The organism is Brevundimonas sp. (genome assembly GCF_036659295.1).
In the GTDB taxonomy this organism is placed as follows: domain Bacteria; phylum Pseudomonadota; class Alphaproteobacteria; order Caulobacterales; family Caulobacteraceae; genus Brevundimonas.
Map to the genome: position 1 here is coordinate 13,235 of NZ_JAVXCU010000027.1, position 18,400 is coordinate 31,634.

An 18,400-nucleotide genomic window follows, 5' to 3' on the forward strand; every position below is an offset into this window, starting at 1 on the left:
CGATAAGAGTCTAAAACGGCCATCAGTGCATGGAGATCGTATTGCAATGGCCATTGTTCCTTTCGATGATCGCGACGGCTGGATTTGGTTCGATGGGGAATTCGTTCCCTGGCGCGAAGCAAAAACGCACGTTTTGACCCATGGCCTCCATTATGGCTCGTCGGTTTTTGAAGGCGAGCGCATGTACGATGGCGAGATTTTCAAACTGACCGCACATAGCGAACGTCTGAAGCGCTCGGCCGAACTGCTCGACTTCGAGATTCCCTATAGCGTGGCCGAGATTGATCAGGCCTGCAAGGACACCTGTGCGCGTAACGGCCTGACAGACTGCTATATTCGTCCGGTTGCCTATCTGGGCGCGGAACAACTTTCGGTATCGTCGATCAACAGCAAGGTTCATGTGGCGATCGCGGCATGGGAATGGCCTTCCTATTTCGATCCGGAAGTGAAGAAAAAGGGCATTGCTCTGGAATGGGCCAAATGGCGCCGTCCCGACCCTGCGACGGCCCCTTCGACGGCCAAGGCTGCGGGTCTTTATATGATCTGTACCATGTCCAAGAACGCCGCTGAAAAGCGCGGCTTTAACGATGCCCTGATGCTGGACTGGCGCGGCTATGTGGCCGAGGCGACCGGCGCCAATGTCTTCTTCGTCAAGGATGGCGTGATCCATACACCGGACGTGTCGAACATTCTGGACGGGATCACCCGCCAGACCGTGATCGAACTGGCCAAGGCCAAGGGCATCGAGGTTGTGGTGCGCAACATCCTGCCGGAAGAACTGGCGGACTTCAGCGAGTGCTTCCTGACCGGCTCGGCGGCAGAAGTGACGCCGGTGGGGCAGGTTGGCGATTTCCGCTTCACGCCTGCTGAAATCAGCCTCGGCCTGATGGACGATTACGGCAAGCTGGTACGCGGCCAGCTGTAAACTTTACAGTTCTGTGAATATCTTGACGGCAGGCTTCACAGCCTGCCGTTTTTGTATTGCGGCAAGAATGGGGCGGGTGTAGCGGGGAAATATCACTGGGGGTGATGATTTGCGCGCGATGAGCGTGGCGGGGGAAGAATGAAACGTCTGCTTATTGCCGCTGTGTGCCTGATGATGGCGGCCTGTACCACGACGGCTGTTCGCAAGGCCGATACGGTGCGCACGCCCGAAGCCGGAGCCACGATCCTGATTGTCGAGCCGCGTATCCAGCTGGGTATGCTGACAGCGGGCGGCGTGACCGAACCGCGCGAGGAATGGAGCCAGCAGGCGCGCCAATATGTGCTGCGCCATGTTCAGAACTCTATGGTTCAGGACAGCCACAAATTTGTGGTGGGCAATGTCGATGGCCTGATGGAGGGCCGTCTGGGGCAGGTGGTGCGCGTCAACGAAGCCGTCATCGAGGCCATTATCGCCCACGAATATAACGGCTATGCCGGTGCCAAGCTGGCGACCAAGAAAGATGATTTCGAGTGGAGCATCGGTGAGGGCTCGCAACTGGTGGGCCAGCATTTCGGCGCTGATTATGCCCTGTTCATCTCGGGTAACGGTACCTATGCCAGTGGTGGCCGTGTGGCGGCCTTTGTGGTCGCCAGCGCCTTCGGGGTCGGTATTCCTCTGGGGCAGCAACAGGTCATGGCCTCTCTGGTCGACCTGAAGACCGGACAGGTGATGTGGGTCAACTATGCGGTTGCCGGTCCCAATGCCGACATGCGCGAGGATGCCGGTGCGCAGTCGCTGGTCGAGAGCCTGCTCAAGGATGCACCGCTGAGCGTAAACCCGAATGTCGCGCCCTGATCTTTCACGGCTGATGGCGGGCGCAGCCTCGGCACTGGTGCTGATGGCGGCGTCATCGACGGTGTGGGCCACGCAGGTGCGGGCACCCGGTGAACAGCCTGCGGCCAATACGGCCGAGGCGGGGCTGTGGGGCATGTCCGAAGAGACAGAAACCTATGCCCGCCGTCGCGGCGACCGCAATAATGATCCGGCTCTGAATGCCTATGTGTCGGACCTGACCTGTCGTGTGGCGGGCGAGCACTGCAAGGACATCCGTGTCTATGTGATGGATCGTCCGGTGTTCAACGCCATGGCCATGCCGAACGGCTATGTCGAGGTGTGGTCCGGCCTGATGCTGCGGGCCTCGACCGAGGACGAACTGGCCTTTGTGCTGGGCCACGAGGTCGGCCATTTCCTCGAGGAACATTCCTTTGAGCGACTACGCACCCTCAAGAATACCAGCACAGCCCTGCTGGTGTTCTCGCTGGGGGCTGCAACCGCAGGCGTCTATTATCAGGTCGATGTCAGCGCCCTGATCGATGCCGTCTATCTGTCCAGTATGGCGGGCTATATGGGCTATAATCAAAGCCATGAATCCCAGTCCGACCAGATGGGGTTGGACATGGTCCACAGGCTAGGTCTGGATGCGTCTGCCGGTGCGTCGATCTGGGGAAATGTGAAGGCCGAGACGGCGGCGTCCAGCTTCCGTCGTGTCCGCAATAGCGAGGCTTCCGGATCGGCCTTCCGTACGCACCCTTTGACCGTGGAGCGTATTGCGGCATTGAGCACTCAGGCCAAGGCGCTGGGTTTTTCAGGCACGGACGCCGATGATCGCAAGCGGTATCGCGCGATCATCCGTCCGCATCTGGCAGGCTGGATCGAGGACGAGCATCGCCACCGCGATTTTGGCCGCCTTCTGCATCTGCTGGACCGGCTGGGTGCCGACGGTGAGGATCTTGGCCTCGTCAACTACCATAAGGGCGAGGTCTATCGCCGCCGCCGCGAAGAAGGGGACGACCTTCTGGCGGTCACAGCCTACCGCGCGGCTGTTGCACATGCCGATGTGCCGGTCGCAGCCTATCGCGAACTGGGCGCTCTGGAGGCCCGCACCGGAAATACCGGAGCGGCCCGTGAAGCCCTTACCCAATATATCCGGCTGGCTCCGCAAGCCGACGACCTGTGGATCGTCGAGGAGCAGCTTTCGCGTCTCGAGGGGGACAAAGCATGAGCAAACTATACAAGACTTTGAAAATCGGCGCGGCCGTGGCCCTGATGGCAGCGGTCTCGGCCTGTGTATCGATCACCGAGGTCAGCGGGCCGCTCAAGGTGGGGCAGGGCACCTATACGCTGGACCGTAGCTGGAACGACGTTACGTCCGTGACCTCGCAGCAAAAGGGTATCCGCCTGCTGACGCTGGACGGCCCGACCTTGAACAGCCTTTATCTGAGCGAAGGCCTCAAGGAAGGCCAGTTTCTGGCCCGTCCTAACAGCCGTCGCGAGAAAACCACGCCGTCATGGCGCACCGATATGGGTGTGCTGGAGCAGGTCGAGTTCGTGCGCGACAGCGTAGAGGCCTATGGTTTTACGCGTGTTGAATCGGCGTCCCCGCGTCCCGTCACCGTTTCAGAGCAACGCGGTGTACGCTTTGATCTGACGGCAACAACCGCTGCGGGCCTACAGATCAAGGGCTTTGGTCAGTTGGTTGCCAAGGACGGCGCGGCCTATGTGGCCATCTATCTGGCACCGGCCGAGCATTTCTATCCGGCGTCGCAGGCCTCGGCTTTGGCGGCGATGGACAGCCTTAGCTTGTAAACCGTTTGGCTACGACAATGGGCGTAGGGGGTTGCCTCTACGCCCGTGCTGTCGTTCAAGCAGGTTTAACGCCGAACTGGTCGGCACTGAGAGTCCGTATGTTCACCTTCCTGAACCTTCAGAGCCTGCTGGGTCTGGCCGCCATTATCGGCCTGTGCTGGGCAATTTCCGAGAACCGCAAGCGTTTCCCGTGGCGTCTGGCGATCGGGGCGGTGTTGCTACAGGCGGCGCTGGTGCTGGCAACCTTTGCCATTCCCGGCTCGCAGGTGGTTCTGGATGCCATCAATAATTCGGTGCGGGGGCTGGAACACGCCACAAACGAGGGCACCAAGTTTGTGTTCGGTTATCTGGCGGGGGGCGACCAGCCCTATCCGGTCGAAAACCGCGGCGCATTGTTCACCTTTGCCTTTAACGTATTGCCGCTGGTGATCGTGATTTCGGCACTGTCGGCGCTGCTGTGGCACTGGCGTATCCTCAAATGGCTTACTCTGGGTTTTGGTTTTGTATTCCAGAAGACCATGGGTCTGGGCGGGGCCTCGGCTCTGGCCGTGGCGGCCAATATCTTTTTGGGCATGGTGGAAACCCCGCTGGTTATCCGCGCCTATCTGGACAAGCTGAGCCGTTCCGAAATCTTCCTGATGATGGTGGTGGGTCTGGGCACGGTGGCCGGTTCGACCATGGTGGCCTATGCGACCATCCTGTCACCGGTTCTGTCGAATGCGGCGGGACACGTGCTGGTGGCGTCGATTGTTTCGGCACCGGCGGCGGTGCTGCTGGCGCGTATTATCATTCCCGAAAAGCCGGGCGAGGGTGGCGAGAGCGCCGACTACAACTCGGCTTTGAAATATGACTCGTCCATCGACGCTATCGTTAAGGGCACGGCAGACGGCCTGATGGTGGTGTTGAACGTGTCGGCGGTGCTGATTACGTTCGTGGCGCTGGTGGCTCTGGTCAATGTTATGCTGGGCGGTCTGTCCATCGGTGGCGCACCGTTGTCGGTGGAGCGTATTCTGGGCGTGGCCTTTGCACCTGTCGCATGGCTGACCGGTGTGGAATGGGCCGAGGCGTCCAAGGCCGGCTGGCTGCTGGGCGTTAAACTGACCCTGACCGAGTTTGTGGCCTTTATCGAACTGGGCAAAATCGCACACGAAGCGATGAGCGAGCGCACCCGTATGTTGATGACCTATGCCCTGTGCGGCTTTGCCAATATCGGCTCGGTCGGTATCACGGTGACGGGTTTGTCGGTGCTGTTGCCAGAACGCCGTCAAGAGGTTCTGGGTCTGGTGTGGAAGGCCCTGCTGGGCGGTTTCCTCGCCACGATGATGACGGCCTGTATTGTCGGTGCCTTGCCGGGCAGCATTTTTGCCTGATAGGTTCGTCCTTAAAGAAAACGCGGTCCCTTAAGGGGCCGCTCTTTGGGGATGAAAAGATGAAACTCTATACGACCCGAATGGCCCCCAACCCGCGCCGCGTGGCTTGGGTCATGGCCGAAAAGGGCATCAACGATATCGAGATCGTCGATGTGAACCTGCTGGGGGGCGAGCATCGCCAGCCGGAATATCGGGCCAAATTCGGGTTCGGGCATCTGCCGGGACTGGAAATGGGCGACGGGACCTGCATTACCGAAACCCTCGCCATCAGCCGCTATCTGGAGGCGCTCTATCCGGAGCCGAACCTGTTTGGCGTGGACGCGCGCGAGCAGGCCGTCATCGAGATGTGGACCCGCCGCGCCGAAATCTATCTGTCCAATCCGATGATGATGTATGTGCGCATGACGCACCCCGCACTGGCCGCTCTAGAAGCCCCGCAGCCCGAGGTGGCGGCCTATAACAAGGCGGGGGCAGAAAAGTTCATGAAGGCGATGGATCGCCATCTGGCCAATAGCGAATACCTGACGGACCGCTTCTCGATGGCCGATATTGTTGCCGCTGTCGGCATCGATTTTGGCCGTCTGGTCAAATATCGCCCGTCCGAGGAATACACCCATCTGAAGCGCTGGCTGGAGCTGTGCCTGTTGCGTCCGGCGTCCAAGGCGGGCCTGTAGGACAAGATAGGGGCGTTGCACCGACGCCCTAGTTGCGTGCTGTCGTGAGGCCCGATGTCTGTCGGGCCTTACTTCCGGCCCGTGACTGGCGCATATAGGCGGTCATGAGCGATCCTATCGAATCCGCAATCCTCGACCGTCTGGCCCAACTGGGTGAAGGCAAAAGCGTCGAACCGGCAGAAATTGCCAAAATCCTGCAAGCCGAGCAGTGGCAGCGCATGTTGCCCAAGGTCCGCGCTGCGGCGCTGGCCCTGATGCGTCAGGGCAAGTTGACCATCACCAAGAAGGGCAAGGTTGTCGACCCTGATCTCTTCCGTGGTGTGACGCGCCTGCGTCTGCCGACGGCAGACGAGACGGCACTGGCCCTGTCCAAGTTGCCACCCAAGGTGGAAACCGAGGATGACGACAACTTCTGACGTAGAGACCCTACTGTCTGAAATCCGCGCCTGTCGGGCGTGTGCGCATGAATTTTCGCACACGCCCCGACCGGTGGTCTGGGTTTTTCCCGAAACGCGCCTGCTGATCTGTGGGCAGGCTCCGGGGCGGCGTGTTCACGAAAGTGGCCGTCCCTTTACGGACCCGTCCGGCGATCGCCTGCGCGACTGGATGGGGATCGACGAAACCACCTTTTATGGTGATCGACGACTTGGCGTTGCCCCGCAGGCCTTCTGTTATCCCGGCACCAAAACCCAAAAGAATGGAAAGAGCGGCGGAGACTATCCGCCACCGCCGCGCTGTGCGGCCCTGTGGCGTGAAAAGCTGTTCGCCACCCTGCCGGAGCAAAAGCTGATCTTGATGGTCGGCAGTTATTCGATCGACTGGTTCCTGAAAGACCGTGCCAAGGCAAACATGACCGAAACGGTCAGGGCATGGCGCGAGTACGGGCCGCAACTTATGCCTCTGCCGCATCCTTCATGGCGCGTGACCGGATGGATGAAACGCAATCCGTGGTTTGAAACCGATGTACTGCCGCAATTACGCGAGCGTGTGGGGCAGATTCTGGTCTAGGCTTTGTACCTAGGCCTTGGAGCGGGTGATGACAGCAAAACATATTGCGGTTCTGGTGGGCGTTTTGGCGGTGACATCGGCCTGTGCGCCTCATGTACAGACGGCTCTCATTCCGCCTGTAGCCTTTACAGGCCCCGCTGCTGTCGAGGATGGGCATTGGCAGGGTTCGGCACTGGGCCATTTCGTGGTGCAGGATGGCGGACAACTGCCGTACCGCCGCTGGTCCCCGCAAGGCCGTCCCAAGGCGGTGATTATCGCCCTGCACGGATTTAGTGACCATTCGGCGGCGTGGCGTCTGGCCGGTCCGTGGTGGGCGCAGCGCGGTATCGAGGTCTGGGCCTATGACCAGCGCGGCTTTGGCGGTGCGCCCAACAAGGGAGAGTGGGCCGATCCGACCCTGAGCCGTGACGACCTGCGTACTGTGACGGCGCTGATACGGGCGCAGCGGCCTGATGCAAAGATCGCCATCATGGGCGAAAGCATGGGCGGTGCCTTGGGGATCAGTACCTTTGCATCGGATAGTCCTCCCGCTGCCGACCGTCTGATCCTGCTGGCACCGGCGGTGTGGGGATGGTCCAGCCAGAATGTGGTCAATCGGGCAGCGCTTTGGGCGGGAGGGCATTTTCTTGGGTCGAGCCGTCTGGAACCACCCGCCTTTGCGACCCAGAAGATCCGCGCCAGCGACAATGTGGTGGAGTTGCTGCGTAACGGGCGTGACCCGCGCTTTACCGTCGCCACGCGCATTGACGCCCTTCACGGCCTGGTCGGACTGATGGAGGAGGGCGCTCAAGGGTTGGGACAGGTGCGCGTGCCGACCCTGCTGGCCTATGGCGAACACGACAGGGTTGTCCCGCGTCAGGCCATGCGAAAGGCGCTGGAGCGGTCAGGGCCGCGTGATGGACTGGTGACGGCCTATTATCCCGAGGGTTGGCATATCCTGAACCGTGATCTGGCCGCCGAAGCTGTCTATGCCGATGTCGAGGCGTGGCTGGATGACAGGCCTCTGCCATCAGGTGCCCCCGCTGTGCTGCCTTCGCTGGTCGCCGCATACAACTGATCGACAGTTACCCAGATATCGCCAACATGAACCGCTTGCGGTTGCTGTTATGCGAGCGTATGCCTGCGGAACAAAATTCCCTCTTATCTGGGCTTGTAGGCATGATACTTTTTGATTCTCCGAATTTCGCGAACCATGAAGGCGTACATGCCTTTAGCGACGAGAAAACTGGTCTGAAGGCAATTGTTGCAGTGCACTCTACTGCACGTGGTCCTGCTGTCGGCGGCACCCGCATGTGGAACTATGCTTCGACAGAAGAAGCTCTGGAGGACGTGCTGCGTCTGTCCAAGGGCATGAGCTACAAGAACGCCATTGCCGATCTGGAAATGGGCGGCGGTAAGTCGGTCATCATCGGTGACAGCCGCACCCAGAAATCGCCGGAGCTGTTCCAGGCTTTCGGTCGTTTCCTGAACGGTCTGGGCGGTCACTATTACGCCGCTGAAGACGTTGGCACCTCGGTCGAGGACATCGCCGAAGCCCGCAAGGTAACCGAATATGTTCTGGGCTTGAAGGATGGTCCGGAAGCTTCGGGTGATCCGAGCCCTGTGACCGCCGAGGGCGTGTTCCGCTCGAACCTCGTCGTCGCGCGTCGCCTGTTCGGCAAGTCCGACATGACCGGCCTGACGGTTGCTGTTCAGGGTGTGGGCCACGTCGGCGCATATCTGTGCGAGAAGCTGCATGCCGCTGGCGCCAAGCTGATCATCACCGACGTCAATCAGGACAACCTTAACGCTGTCGCCGCCAAGACCGGTGCCGAGATCGTTTCGCCGGACGCTATTTATGACGTTCAGGCCGACATCTATGCGCCGTGCGCACTGGGTGCGACCCTGAACCCTGAGACGATCAAGCGTCTGAAGGTCAAGGCTGTCTGCGGTGCTGCCAACAACCAGTTGGCCACGCCGGCCATCGGTGATGCGCTGCACGAAATGGGCATTCTGTATGCACCGGATTACGTCGTGAACGGCGGCGGTATCATCAATGTCGCCTCGGAAATGAACGCCCGCCAGAACAGCACCGCCTATGACCCGCAATGGGTCGAGGGCAAGCTGTCGCGTCTGATGGAAACCTTCGAGGAAATCCTCGTGCGTTCGGAGCAGGAAAACCGCCCGACCTACCAGATCGCCGACGCGATCGCCGAAGAGCGTATCAAGATCGCTGCCGACAAGAAGGCTGCGGCTCTCAAGGTCTAAGCCGTGAACCTCTACGGGGTTTAACGTAGATTGCGGAAGAGGCGGCCCTGACGGGTCGCCTTTTTTGTTGATCGCAGACGAATCGGGTGCGGTTCTTAATGCTTCTTAACGCGGCGTTTACCAAACACACGGCACTTTCTGCCTAGCGGAGCAGTTAGCTTCAGTGTGTCTTATGGGCGGGGCGCGTGAGCGGCTTTACGGCAGCAATACAAAAGTTCGGTATCGGGCGTCTGGCTGCTGTGCTGGGTGTGTCCGCCGGTGTGGCCGCCGTGCTGGTGGCCATCATGCTGCGTGTGGGGCAGGCCCCCGATGCGCTGCTCTATTCTAATCTTGATCTGCGCGAGGCTGCCGAAATCAGTGCGGCGCTGGATCAGGGTGGTATCAAATATTCCGCCAAGGGCGACGGCTCGACCATTTTTGTCAGCCGCGACGACGTTGGCACCGCCCGTCTGATGCTGGCCGGTCAGGGGCTGGTGACCTCCGGTTCGGTGGGTTACGAGATTTTCGACAACCAGTCGGTGCTGGGCCAGACCGAGTTCCAGCAAAACCTGAACGAACAGCGCGCCCTGCAAGGCGAACTGTCGCGCACCATCATGTCGATGCGCGGTATCAACTCGGCCCGCGTCCACATCACCATGCCGCGCCGCGAGATGTTTCAGGCTGCGGCTATCGATCCGACCGCTGCGGTGGTTGTCGGCCTGTCGGGTCGTGACCTGACGCCGGACCAGATCCGCGCCATCCGCAATGTGGTGGCCTCGTCGGTGCCAAACCTGAAGCCGGACAAGGTCACTGTGACCGATCAGGCCAACCGTACACTGGCGGCGGGTTCCAAGGACGGTGGTTTCACGACTGCAACAGCCGAGGCGGCCAAGGCCACGACCGAGGCCCAGATGCAGGCCCGCATCAAGGACATCGTTGAAGGTGTCGTCGGTGCCGGTGCGGCTCGCGTTCAGGTGACCGCCGATATCGACCACAGCCGCTCGACAACGCAGGAACAGAAGTTCGATCCCGATGGTCAGGTGGTGCGTTCGACCTCGACCAACGGTTCGCAGTCGCGCGATGCGACCGGCGTGCCTCTGGGCGGTGTGACGGCGACCAACAATATTCCGGGCGGTGCGGCTCCCGAAGCGGCCGATCAGGCTTCGACGGCGGCGGAAACGGCGGAAACCACCAATTTCGAGATTTCCAACACCACCACCACCACTGTCAAAGAGCCGGGCGAGGTCAAGCGCCTGTCGGTATCGGTGGCTGTGGATGGCAACTATACCCCTGCGGCGAATGGCGAGGGTGCGCCCACCTATGCGGCCCGCACCGAGGAAGAAGTCGCCCAGATCCGCGCCCTTGTGGCAGCGGCCGTGGGCATTGATGTGGAGCGCGGCGACAAGCTGGAAGTGGTGAATGTCCGCTTCAACCGCGATGCCGAGGCTGCCGGCGCGGCGAATGCGGGCGAGGGTGGCATGATGTCCAACTTCGCCTTCGACAAGAACGACATCATGCGCGCTGTAGAGCTGGGTATTTTGGCCCTGACGGCTGCCATGCTGATCTTCTTTGTGTTGCGCCCGCTGTTGAAGACGGCAACCGACAAGTCGCCCAAGGCGCTGGCTATTGCCGGTGTGACTTCGGTGGACGAGCAACTGGTGGGTGGCGTCCTGCCGGGTGGTGCGGGGGCAGCGGCCATGCTGCCGGGGCCGACCGAGGTCGAGCAGCGCATCGATATTGCCCGCATCGAAGGTCAGGTGAAGGCCTCCTCGATCAAGAAGGTCGCCGATTTCGTAGAAGCCCACCCCGAGGAATCCACCGCGATCCTTCGCACATGGTTGAATGAATCCTGATGGCTGCGCGACTGGTAACAAAAGGGGCGGCCATAGAGGACAGCCGCAGACTGACCGGACCGGAAAAGGCCGCGGTCGTCTTGCTGTCTCTGGGCGAGGAACACACGGCGCTTTGGGAGCGTCTTGAAGACGACGAGATCAAGGAAGTGTCGCAGGCCATGGCGGGTCTAGGCTCGGTGACGGCGCAGGTTGTCGAGGAAATCCTCGTCGAGTTCGTCTCGGGTCTGGGGGGCAGCGGCTCTCTGTTGGGCTCGTTCGACCAGACCCAGCGTCTGCTGGCATCGTTCATGCCGCAGGACCGTGTCGACGCCCTGATGGAAGAAATCCGTGGTCCTGCCGGTCGCACCATGTGGGACAAGCTGGGCAATGTGAACGAAGCGGTTCTGGCCAACTATCTCAAGAACGAATACCCGCAGACCGTGGCCGTGGTGCTGTCCAAGGTGAAGCCGGAACATGCCTCGCGCGTGCTGACGTCTCTGCCGGAAGATTTCGCGCTGGAATGCGTCCAGCGCATGTTGCGCATGGAGCCGGTACAGCGCGACATCCTCGACAAGATCGAGCAGACCTTGCGCAACGAGTTCATGTCGAACCTTGCCCGTACCTCCAAACGCGACAGCCATGAAATGATGGCCGAGATTTTCAACAGTTTCGACCGCCAGACCGAGGCCCGTTTCATCGGCGCACTGGAAGAACGCAACCGCGATGCGGCCGAGCGTATCCGCGCCCTGATGTTCGTTTTCGAGGACCTCTCCAAGCTTGATCCGGGCGGGGTGCAAACCCTGTTGCGGGCGGTCGAGAAGGACCAACTGGGTCTGGCGCTGAAAGGCGCATCGGACACCCTGCGCGAGATGTTCTTCTCGAACATGTCCGAGCGGGCATCCAAGATTATGCGCGAAGACATGGATTCGATGGGACCTGTGCGTCTGAAGGATGTGGACAGCGCCCAGATGGCGATGGTGCAGGTGGCCAAGGATCTGGCTGCGCGTGGTGAAATCATGCTGGCCGGCCAGGGCGGCGATGACGAGTTGATCTACTGATGAGCGCCCACCACACAGCCCCGCGTCCGTTTGTTTTCGACACAGAGTTCGATGCCGATGGCCGTGTCGTCCAGCAATCGGACTGGCAGCCAGCCAAGCGCAGCTATAGCCCTGCCGAGGTCGAGGCCATGCTGGCAGAGGCCCGTCTGGAGGCGCGCCAGCAGGCCCTTAACGAGGTCGAGGCCCTGCGGGCCAATGCCCTGTCGGTTGTGGCCCAGACGATTGCCGATGCCAGCCAACAGCTTGGCGGCGTGGTCGAGCAGCATCGTCACGATGCTGCGGCGCTCAGCGTGGCCTGTGCCAAGGCCCTGTCGGGTGCCGCATTCGACCTGTTCCCGCGTCGTCCTCTGGAAGCGGCGATCGAGCAGTTGGCCGAGGAAATCGACGCCTCGCCGCGTCTATTGATCCGCGCCCGTGATCTGGATGCCGAGGGGCGTCACCAGATCGAGCAACTGTGCCAGCAGGCCGGTTTTTCGGGGCTGGTGGTGTTCCGCGACGATGCCGGTCATCCGGCCTCGTTTGCGCTGGAATGGATCGATGGTCGTGCCAGCTTTGATCCGTTCGAGGCCGAAACCCGACTGCGCGAGCGTATCGGCGCAGTGCTGGATTCGACCCAAAACCCTGTTTTCCCCCAAACCCCTGACGGGAGTGCCTTCTGATGGCTACTGACGATCTGCCTCTGGAAGAGTTCGGCGCTTCGACGGCTCTTAGCCTGCCGGAAGAGGTTGGCGAGAAAACCGCTGTCGATCTGGCCACCGTTTTCGATGTTCCGGTCAATATTTCGGCGGTGCTGGGCAAGGCCAATATGTCGGTTTCGCAATTGCTGAAGCTGAACAAGGGCTCGGTGCTGGAACTGGACCGCAAGGTCGGCGAGGCCATCGATATTTTTGTGAACAACCGTCTGGTCGCGCGCGGCGAGGTGGTGCTGGTCGAGGACCGTCTGGGTGTCACCATGACGGAAATCATCAAGACCGACGACAAGGGTGCCTGAACGGCGACCGGATGAAGGATTAGAGGAGCCCGATGATGCGTCTACTGGTTGTAGGCCGCCTGAGCGGTCAGCTGGCAACGGCAGTAAAGATGGCCATGTCCCACGGGGCCAAGGTCAGCCATGTCGAGCGCGCCGATCAGGCGACCGAGCAACTGCGTCGCGGGCAGGGTGCCGACCTGCTGATGGTCGATTACCGTATCGACATTGCCAGCCTGATCGCCGCCAACGAGGCCGAGCGTATCCATGTGCCGGTGGTGGCCTGCGGTGTGGATGCCGATGCCAAGGAAGCCGCCGATGCTATCCGCGCCGGTGCCAAGGAGTTCATCCCGCTTCCGCCCGATGCGGAACTGATTGCAGCGGTGCTGTCGGCGGTGGCCGATGACGAAAAGCCGATGATTTTGGCTGATCCGGCCATGCGGGCCGTGGTGCAACTGGCCGATCAGGTCGCTGCGTCCGAGGCCTCGATCCTGATTACCGGTGAAAGCGGTGTCGGTAAGGAAGTCATGGCCCGTCACCTGCACACGCGCTCGCGCCGTGCGGACAAGGCCTTCATCAGCGTCAACTGTGCGGCCATCCCCGATAACCTTCTGGAATCCGAACTGTTCGGTCACGAGAAGGGTGCGTTTACGGGCGCTGTTGCCCGCCGGATCGGCAAGTTCGAGGAAGCTGACGGCGGTACGCTGCTGCTGGACGAAATCTCGGAAATGGATGTGCGCCTGCAAGCCAAGTTGCTGCGCGCCATTCAGGAACGGGTGATCGACCGTGTCGGTGGATCAAAGCCTGTTCCGGTCAATATCCGCATCATTGCCACGTCCAACCGCGATCTGGCCAAGTCGGTCGCAGAGGGCAGCTTCCGCGAAGACCTGCTGTATCGCCTGAATGTGGTGAACCTGCGCATCCCGTCGCTGCGCGAACGCCCTGGCGATATTTCGGTACTCGCCAGCCATTTCATCAAGAAATACGCCGCCGCCAACGGTGTGCCGGTCAAGCCGATTGCCGCCCCTGCTATCCGCGCCATCACATCCCATCCGTGGCATGGCAACGTGCGCGAGCTGGAAAACGCCATGCACCGTGCGGTGCTGTTATCGGTTGGCGCTGAAATCGACACCGATGCCATCCGCTTGCCGGACGGTCGCCCTCTGCTGGGCGGTGGTGCGGCTGCGCCTGTCAGTGCGGCCTATGATCCGGGTGTCGCCGGTCAGGCTGCGCAACTGGCCGATGCCGTCACCCGCAGTTTTGTGGGGCAGACCGTGGCCGAGATGGAAAAGACCCTGATCCTCGACACGCTGAACCACTGTCTGGGCAACCGCACCCATGCGGCCAATATTCTCGGCATCTCGATCCGCACCTTGCGCAACAAGCTGAATGAATATGCCGACGAGGGAACCTCCATTCCGGCTCCGCAGTCGGGCGTGGCCAATGCCTATGGATCGGCAGGATAGATGATGATGGACCGTCGGGCCGTACTGGCCGGAGCTGGCGCATTGTCGCTGATCGCGTGCAAACCTTCTGTTGCACCCGCCATGGCTCCCGAAGTGTCCGTGCCGCTGGACTTAAGCGCACTGGAGCAGCGTTTCGGTGGCCGTATGGGCTTTGCCTTTGCGACCGAAGGCAAGCGCGGCGCATGGCGCGGCGACGAGCGTTTTGTCTATTGCTCGACCTTCAAAATGTTTCTGGCCGCCGCGACGCTGGTGCGTGGGCAGGCCGGCAGCGAAGACCTTGATCGCGCCATTGCGATCACGCAGGCCGATATGCTGGAACATGCGCCCGTCACAGAACAGGCTATCGGCAAGACCCTGACCGTCACCCAGTTGATGAAGGGTACGGTCGAGGAAAGCGATAATCCGGCGGCCAATATCCTGATCCGCGAACTGGGTGGGCTGGATGCTATGCGCCAGTTCTATCGCGACCTTGGCGATGAGACGACGCGGGTGGACCGTATGGAGCCCGAGATGAACCGCTGGGACGGGGACAAGGATACGATCCTGCCCTCGCAATCGGTGCGTAACCTCGAGAAACTGCTGCTGTCCGAGGCCTCGCCGCTGAATTCGGCATCCAAACGGTTGCTGCTGGAATGGATGGTTGCGACCCCGACGGGCGCGGGTCGGCTGAAGGCCGGTGTTCCGGCGGGCTGGACCGTCGCGCACAAAACCGGCTCCGGTGGTTATGGGCCGGTGAACGATATCGGCATCCTGTATCCTGTCGACGGCGCACCGATTGTTGTGGCCGCCTATTTCCATGGCAATGCACAGTCGACCAATGCGCAGCGCGAGGCGGCTATCGCCGAGGCGACCCGTCAAATGCTGGACGTTTTGGGGCATGGCTGAGGCTGGCCGAATCCTGTCATCACTGTACCTGATGCAAAGCTGTAACCCGCAAACACGCCATGGCTGATGCCCCCTTCATGAAGGATGGCATGGCCCGCCCGACCGGGCGGGATGCGCTCGGCTGGATGATGCGCGGCGAAGTGGGCATGGCGGCGGGTGTGATCGGCATCATGCTGCTGCTGATCCTGCCCATTCCGGCCTTCTTGCTGGATGTGCTGCTGGCGATCTCGCTGGTGTCCAGTGTGCTGATCCTGATGACCGCCGTGATGATGAAGCGGCCTCTGGATTTCGCCATCTTCCCGACGGTGCTGCTGATCTCGACCCTGTACCGTCTGGGGCTGAACATCGCCTCGACGCGACTGATCCTGTCCAGTGGCGACGGGGGGCATTCCAGCGCCGGTGCGATCATTGCGGCGTTTGGCGAACTGATGATGAGCGGCAGCTTCGTCATCGGCCTGATCATCTTTGCCATTCTTCTGGTGGTGAACTTTGTCGTTATCACCAAGGGCGCGACCCGTATTGCCGAGGTTTCGGCCCGCTTTACGCTGGACGCCATGCCCGGCAAGCAGATGGCGATTGATGCCGATCTGTCTGCAGGCCTGATTACCGAGGATCAGGCCAAGGTCCGACGCAAGGAACTGGAGCAGGAATCCACCTTCTTCGGGGCCATGGACGGTGCGTCCAAATTCGTGCGCGGCGATGCCATTGCCGGTCTGATCATCACCTTTATCAACATTATCGGCGGCATGCTGATCGGGGTGCTGCAACACGGTATGTCGGCGGGCGATGCCGCCAACACCTTTATCCAGCTGTCGGTGGGCGATGGTCTGGTCACGCAAATTCCGGCCATCATTGTTTCGGTGGCGGCGGGTTTTCTTGTTACCAAGGCGGGCGTTGAGGGCTCTGCGGACAAGGCCTTCGTGGAGCAGATGGCGACCAATCCGGTGGCGCTGGGTGTGGTTGCGGCGACATCGGGCCTGATGGCATTGATCCCCGGTATGCCGATCATTCCTTTTGCCGCACTGGCAGCCGGTTCCGGCTATCTGGCATGGAAGACGGGGCGCAAGCGTTTGCAGCCTCCACCTGCCGAGCCTGTCGAGGTAGCACCCAAGTCCGATGTCGAAGAGCCGATTTCGACGGCCCTGACCATTGACGATGTGAAGATCGAACTCGGCTATTCGCTGCTGGCCCTGATCAATGATCTGGAGGGGCGTCGCCTGACCGATCAAATCCGTGCCCTTCGTCGTTCGCTGGCGCAGGAATACGGGTTTGTCATGCCCAGCGTGCGTATCCTCGATAATATGCGCCTGCCCAATCAGGGCTATTCTATCCGCGTCAAGGAAATGGATGCCGGTAGCGGCGAGGTGCGTCTGGGTATGCTGATGGCCATGGACCATACCCGCGAGCCTGCATTTGGTCTGCCCGCCACATGGATCGACGAGTCCTTGCGCGAAGAAGCGACCTTCAGGGGCTATACGATTGTGGATCCGTCCACGGTGCTGACCACGCACCTGACGGAAATCCTCAAGGAAAACATGGCCGAGCTTCTGTCCTATACAGAGGTGCAGAAGCTGATGAAGGAACTGCCGTCCGAGGCGCAAAAACTGGTGGACGAGTTGATCCCGTCGGTGGTCACGGTCACGACCTTGCAACGTGTTCTGCAAACCCTGCTGCGCGAGCGGGTATCGATCCGCGACCTTGCGGCTGTTCTGGAAGGTCTGGCCGAGGCCGCGCCCCATACCAGCAGTGTCACCACTCTGGTCGAGCATGTGCGTACGCGACTGGCCCGTCAGCTGTGCTGGGCCAACCGTGGCGAGGACGGGGCCTTGCCGATCGTCACCCTGTCGCCCGACTGGGAACAGGCCTTTGCCGACAGCCTGATCGGCCCCGGCGAAGACAAACAACTGGCCATGGCCCCCAGCCAGCTTCAGGACTTTATCCGTGCGGTGCGCGATGTGTTCGAGCGTGCGGCCATGGCGGGTGAAAATCCCGTCCTGCTGACCGGCCCGCAAATCCGCCCCTATGTGCGTTCCATCATCGAGCGTTTCCGTGGGCAGACCGTGGTGATGAGCCAGAACGAGGTCCACCCCAAGGCGCGCCTGAGGACTGTGGGCACCGTCTGACGGCTAGAACGTAGCTGGACAGCGCGGTCGGGACACGGAATGGTGGTGGTATGAAACAGCGCCCCCGTTTTGATGTCATCTCCCTGAATTTTATCCGCCAGTCACAGCCGATTTACCGGCGGCTTCTGATGCTGTTGGGGGCGGCATTTGCGCTGATGCTGGTGACCAATACCGGCATTCTCTACATGGTGCGCCAGACCTCGGCCTATACCGAGATCGAGCTGAAGGGCCACCAGACCCAGATCGAAGGCTGGCGCCTGATCAGTCTGCTGACCGATGCCGAGACGGGACAGCGCGGCTTTATGCTGACGGCGCGGCCGGACTATCTGCATGTCTATGACAACGCCCTCGAACAGTTGCCGGGGGTGCTGGAACGACTGGATGGTCTTGTGGCCGACGATGCCGATCTGTCTGCGCGGCTGGACCGGATCAAGGGGCTGTACGAACATCGCCGCAGCCTGATGATCGATACGGTGGAAATGACCCGTTCGGGCCGTATCGGCGAGGCCGTGGGCGCTATCCGCAGCGGGCAGGGCAAGGCCCTGATGGACGGTATGCGCAAGGAGGTCAGCGCCATGTCGGCCTCGATTGACCGTCGCACCGACGCCGCAACCTATGCCGCCCGCTGGGCCCAGCGTATGAGCCTGATCCTGAGCGTCGTGTCGGGCGTGCTGATGGTGCTTCTGGGCGTGATCGGAGCAGGGCTGGTGCGTCGCCAGATTCACGACCTGCTCAAGGCTCAGGATCAGCTGGACCGCATCAATTCCGGTCTGGAAGAAGAGGTGCGTGTGCGTACCGCCGATCTGGTTCGCGCCAACGAGGAAATCCAGCGCTTTGCCTATATTGTCAGCCACGACCTGCGGGCACCGCTGGTCAATGTGATGGGCTATACGTCCGAGATGGAGCAGATTGCCGGAAATGTCCGAACCCTGCTGGCTCGGCTGGATGACGAGCATCCGGGGCTGGTGGACGAAGAGACGCGCGTGGGGGTGCTTGAGGATGCGCCCGAGGCTATCGGGTTTATCCGTGCCTCGACCAGCAAGATGGACGGACTGATCAAGGCCATTTTGCAACTGTCACGCGATGGCCGTCGCGATCTGAATCCCCAGCCTCTGGATATGGAACAGATGCTTCAGGGGCTGGTGGATGCGGTGGCGCATCCGCTGTCGGAAAATAACGGACGGGTGGTTATCGGCGCGTTGCCAACCATCACCCATGAC

General features: G+C 61.0%; 18 protein-coding genes. All 18 read left to right on the top strand.

Annotation, left to right across the window (positions count from 1 at the left end):
* Positions 1-46: 46 nt before the first annotated feature.
* Positions 47-925 (top strand): branched-chain amino acid aminotransferase, encoded by an 879-nt coding sequence (locus tag RSB01_RS06980; protein WP_332591029.1) that lies wholly within the window; start codon positions 47-49, stop codon positions 923-925.
* A gap of 138 nt (positions 926-1,063) precedes the next feature.
* A complete protein-coding gene (locus RSB01_RS06985) occupies positions 1,064-1,780 on the top strand; it encodes a hypothetical protein (protein WP_332619398.1) in 717 nt (238 codons plus the stop codon).
* Entirely contained in the window at positions 1,767-2,987 is a 1,221-nt protein-coding gene (locus tag RSB01_RS06990; protein WP_332591031.1) for a M48 family metallopeptidase, read from the top strand. The genes RSB01_RS06985 and RSB01_RS06990 overlap by 14 nt, the downstream gene beginning before the upstream one ends.
* Positions 2,984-3,571: a hypothetical protein gene (locus RSB01_RS06995; RefSeq protein ID WP_332591032.1), complete on the top strand. Its 588-nt coding sequence runs from the start codon at positions 2,984-2,986 to the stop codon at positions 3,569-3,571. The genes RSB01_RS06990 and RSB01_RS06995 overlap by 4 nt, the downstream gene beginning before the upstream one ends.
* Before the next feature lie 98 nt (positions 3,572-3,669).
* Positions 3,670-4,941, top strand: coding sequence for a nucleoside transporter C-terminal domain-containing protein (locus tag RSB01_RS07000; RefSeq protein WP_332591033.1), 1,272 nt, complete (start codon positions 3,670-3,672; stop codon positions 4,939-4,941).
* A 59-nt stretch (positions 4,942-5,000) separates the two neighbouring features.
* Positions 5,001-5,615, top strand: a complete 615-nt coding sequence (locus tag RSB01_RS07005) for a glutathione S-transferase (RefSeq protein ID WP_332591034.1) — start codon at positions 5,001-5,003, stop codon at positions 5,613-5,615.
* Positions 5,616-5,719: 104 nt separating this feature from the next.
* The gene (locus RSB01_RS07010; RefSeq protein WP_332591035.1) at positions 5,720-6,031 is read left to right on the top strand and encodes a DUF3253 domain-containing protein; all 312 of its coding nucleotides are present in this window, start codon (positions 5,720-5,722) and stop codon (positions 6,029-6,031) included.
* Positions 6,015-6,623: a uracil-DNA glycosylase family protein gene (locus RSB01_RS07015; RefSeq protein ID WP_332591036.1), complete on the top strand. Its 609-nt coding sequence runs from the start codon at positions 6,015-6,017 to the stop codon at positions 6,621-6,623. The genes RSB01_RS07010 and RSB01_RS07015 overlap by 17 nt, the downstream gene beginning before the upstream one ends.
* Positions 6,624-6,651: 28 nt before the next feature.
* Positions 6,652-7,680 (top strand): alpha/beta fold hydrolase, encoded by a 1,029-nt coding sequence (locus tag RSB01_RS07020; RefSeq protein ID WP_332591037.1) that lies wholly within the window; start codon positions 6,652-6,654, stop codon positions 7,678-7,680.
* Between the two features lie 101 nt (positions 7,681-7,781).
* Complete coding sequence (locus RSB01_RS07025; RefSeq protein ID WP_332591038.1) at positions 7,782-8,870, top strand: Glu/Leu/Phe/Val dehydrogenase; 1,089 nt, start codon at positions 7,782-7,784, stop codon at positions 8,868-8,870.
* A gap of 185 nt (positions 8,871-9,055) precedes the next feature.
* Positions 9,056-10,702 carry a flagellar basal-body MS-ring/collar protein FliF gene (fliF, locus tag RSB01_RS07030; RefSeq protein ID WP_332625225.1) on the top strand — a complete coding sequence of 549 codons (1,647 nt, stop codon included), beginning with the start codon at positions 9,056-9,058 and terminating at the stop codon, positions 10,700-10,702.
* The gene (gene fliG, locus RSB01_RS07035) at positions 10,702-11,739 is read left to right on the top strand and encodes a flagellar motor switch protein FliG (protein ID WP_332590929.1); all 1,038 of its coding nucleotides are present in this window, start codon (positions 10,702-10,704) and stop codon (positions 11,737-11,739) included. The genes fliF and fliG overlap by 1 nt, the downstream gene beginning before the upstream one ends.
* Positions 11,739-12,398: a flagellar assembly protein FlbE gene (locus RSB01_RS07040; protein ID WP_332590930.1), complete on the top strand. Its 660-nt coding sequence runs from the start codon at positions 11,739-11,741 to the stop codon at positions 12,396-12,398. Before fliG ends, RSB01_RS07040 begins: the two co-directional genes overlap by 1 nt.
* Positions 12,398-12,730 (top strand): flagellar motor switch protein FliN, encoded by a 333-nt coding sequence (fliN, locus tag RSB01_RS07045; RefSeq protein ID WP_332590931.1) that lies wholly within the window; start codon positions 12,398-12,400, stop codon positions 12,728-12,730. The genes RSB01_RS07040 and fliN overlap by 1 nt, the downstream gene beginning before the upstream one ends.
* 35 nt (positions 12,731-12,765) lie before the next feature.
* Positions 12,766-14,172, top strand: coding sequence for a sigma-54 dependent transcriptional regulator (locus RSB01_RS07050; RefSeq protein ID WP_332590932.1), 1,407 nt, complete (start codon positions 12,766-12,768; stop codon positions 14,170-14,172).
* A complete protein-coding gene (gene bla / locus RSB01_RS07055) occupies positions 14,173-15,057 on the top strand; it encodes a class A beta-lactamase (RefSeq protein WP_332625226.1) in 885 nt (294 codons plus the stop codon).
* Positions 15,058-15,116: 59 nt separating this feature from the next.
* A complete protein-coding gene (flhA, locus tag RSB01_RS07060) occupies positions 15,117-17,180 on the top strand; it encodes a flagellar biosynthesis protein FlhA (RefSeq protein ID WP_332625227.1) in 2,064 nt (687 codons plus the stop codon).
* Positions 17,181-17,230: 50 nt separating this feature from the next.
* The coding region (locus RSB01_RS07065; protein WP_332625228.1) for a CHASE3 domain-containing protein at positions 17,231-18,400 on the top strand (1,170 nt) is incomplete at its 3' end.

Bases quoted from the DNA above. Each gene is read 5' to 3' on its own strand.
- RSB01_RS06980 (WP_332591029.1), top strand. From the start codon at position 47: ATGGCCATTGTTCCTTTCGATGATCGCGACGGCTGGATTTGGTTCGAT.
- RSB01_RS06985 (WP_332619398.1), top strand. From the start codon at position 1,064: ATGAAACGTCTGCTTATTGCCGCTGTGTGCCTGATGATGGCGGCCTGT.
- RSB01_RS06990 (WP_332591031.1), top strand. From the start codon at position 1,767: ATGTCGCGCCCTGATCTTTCACGGCTGATGGCGGGCGCAGCCTCGGCA.
- RSB01_RS06995 (WP_332591032.1), top strand. From the start codon at position 2,984: ATGAGCAAACTATACAAGACTTTGAAAATCGGCGCGGCCGTGGCCCTG.
- RSB01_RS07000 (WP_332591033.1), top strand. From the start codon at position 3,670: ATGTTCACCTTCCTGAACCTTCAGAGCCTGCTGGGTCTGGCCGCCATT.
- RSB01_RS07005 (WP_332591034.1), top strand. From the start codon at position 5,001: ATGAAACTCTATACGACCCGAATGGCCCCCAACCCGCGCCGCGTGGCT.
- RSB01_RS07010 (WP_332591035.1), top strand. From the start codon at position 5,720: ATGAGCGATCCTATCGAATCCGCAATCCTCGACCGTCTGGCCCAACTG.
- RSB01_RS07015 (WP_332591036.1), top strand. From the start codon at position 6,015: ATGACGACAACTTCTGACGTAGAGACCCTACTGTCTGAAATCCGCGCC.
- RSB01_RS07020 (WP_332591037.1), top strand. From the start codon at position 6,652: ATGACAGCAAAACATATTGCGGTTCTGGTGGGCGTTTTGGCGGTGACA.
- RSB01_RS07025 (WP_332591038.1), top strand. From the start codon at position 7,782: ATGATACTTTTTGATTCTCCGAATTTCGCGAACCATGAAGGCGTACAT.
- fliG (WP_332590929.1), top strand. From the start codon at position 10,702: ATGGCTGCGCGACTGGTAACAAAAGGGGCGGCCATAGAGGACAGCCGC.
- RSB01_RS07040 (WP_332590930.1), top strand. From the start codon at position 11,739: ATGAGCGCCCACCACACAGCCCCGCGTCCGTTTGTTTTCGACACAGAG.
- fliN (WP_332590931.1), top strand. From the start codon at position 12,398: ATGGCTACTGACGATCTGCCTCTGGAAGAGTTCGGCGCTTCGACGGCT.
- RSB01_RS07050 (WP_332590932.1), top strand. From the start codon at position 12,766: ATGCGTCTACTGGTTGTAGGCCGCCTGAGCGGTCAGCTGGCAACGGCA.
- bla (WP_332625226.1), top strand. From the start codon at position 14,173: ATGATGATGGACCGTCGGGCCGTACTGGCCGGAGCTGGCGCATTGTCG.
- flhA (WP_332625227.1), top strand. From the start codon at position 15,117: ATGGCTGATGCCCCCTTCATGAAGGATGGCATGGCCCGCCCGACCGGG.